The sequence below is a fragment of the Streptomyces europaeiscabiei genome (assembly GCF_001550375.1).
Lineage (GTDB): Bacteria > Actinomycetota > Actinomycetes > Streptomycetales > Streptomycetaceae > Streptomyces > Streptomyces europaeiscabiei.
This window is the reverse complement of record NZ_LRTR01000423.1, coordinates 1-1,223: the sequence shown is the minus strand read 5'-3', so window position 1 is coordinate 1,223 and position 1,223 is coordinate 1. Positions and strand designations below refer to the sequence as shown.

Sequence of the window (1,223 nt, the reverse complement as noted above, 5' to 3'; positions counted from 1 at the left end):
GTCACCGCGCAGCCCGCCTCGCGCGCGGCCGTGGCGAACTCGGCGCCGATCCAGCCCGCGCCCACGACCACGATGTCGTGCTGCCGGGCCAGCACGGGCCGCAGCCGCTCGGCGTCGTCCAGGGTCCGCAGCAGATGCACCCCGGGCACACCGTCGGCACCCGGCAGCCGGATCGGTTCCGCGCCGGTCGCGAGGACGAGGAGGTCGTACGGGACGGGCCCCGCGGCCGTGTCGAGTTCGTGCTCGGCGGGGCGCAGGCCCGACACCTCGCGGCCCAGCCGGAGTTCGATGCCGAGCGCCTCGAAGTCGACGTCGAAGGCGGATCCCTCGGCCTTGCCGAGCAGTACGGCCTTGGACAACGGCGGCCGGTCGTAGGGCTGGTGCGGCTCGGCGCCGATCAGCGTCACGTCGCCCGTGAAGCCCTGTTCACGCAGAGCGACCGCGGTCTGCACGCCGGCCATGCCCGCGCCCACGACGACCACGCGCCGCGTCGGCGTTCCGTCCCTTTGCTGCGTCTGCTCGCTCACCCGGTCACCATAGACAACTGACATTCGGTCAGTCAGCCGGTGGAGCGGCGCTCGCTCCCCGTGGCCCGGCCCGCGGTCCCCTCGACCTGCTCCACCACGCTCGTCCCGCTGCCCGGCCGCGACTCCCACTCCCAGGTCTCCTCCAGCCGGACCCGCCCGTCGGACAGTTCGACCACCAGGGACCGGCAGTGCCCGGACGCGGTGGTCCCGTCGGTCTTCAGCTGCACGTACCGGAAGTCCAGCCGGTCCCCCGCGCGCGTGCCCACGAGATGACCGCGCACGACGTCGCCGCCCGCGTACTCGGCCCAGATCTCGCCGTCCTTCTCGTGGTACGCGAACCGGGTACGGGTGCCCACCTGACCAGGGGCCTGGTCCGCGACCGGGGCGAGGACGAGACCGTCGAGCGAGCGGGCCATGGGCGGAGGCTCCCTTACTGGGACGAACGGCGAGGGCTAAGGTGGGCCAACGTAGAGCACTCGCGGGAGCCCGGACGCACCGGGCTGAGAGGGAGGCTGGCGGCCTCCGACCGTACGAACCTGATCCGGGTCATGCCGGCGAAGGGAGGGGCTGGACGCCCATGTCGCGTACGCACACGTCAGACGTCCTCGTCGTGGGGGGCGGAATCATCGGGCTGGTCACGGCGTGGCGGGCCGCGCGGCGCGGGTTCGCCACCGCCGTGGTCGATCCCGCGCCCGG

General features: G+C 73.5%; 3 protein-coding genes and 1 riboswitch. Of the genes, 1 reads left to right on the top strand and 2 read right to left on the bottom strand.

Going from position 1 to position 1,223, the window contains the following annotated elements:
- The coding region (locus tag AWZ10_RS20335) for an FAD-dependent oxidoreductase (RefSeq protein WP_159058309.1) at window positions 1-527 on the bottom strand (527 nt) is incomplete at its 3' end.
- Between the two features lie 32 nt (window positions 528-559).
- Window positions 560-943, bottom strand: a complete 384-nt coding sequence (locus AWZ10_RS20330) for an avidin-fold protein (protein WP_060891749.1) — start codon at window positions 941-943, stop codon at window positions 560-562.
- Between the two features lie 52 nt (window positions 944-995).
- Window positions 996-1,107, top strand: a riboswitch (TPP riboswitch).
- Here AWZ10_RS20330 and AWZ10_RS50325 point away from each other — a divergent pair.
- A partial coding sequence (locus AWZ10_RS50325; protein ID WP_159058308.1) for an FAD-dependent oxidoreductase occupies window positions 1,105-1,223 on the top strand: 119 nt, incomplete at its 3' end. (Overlaps the previous riboswitch by 3 nt.)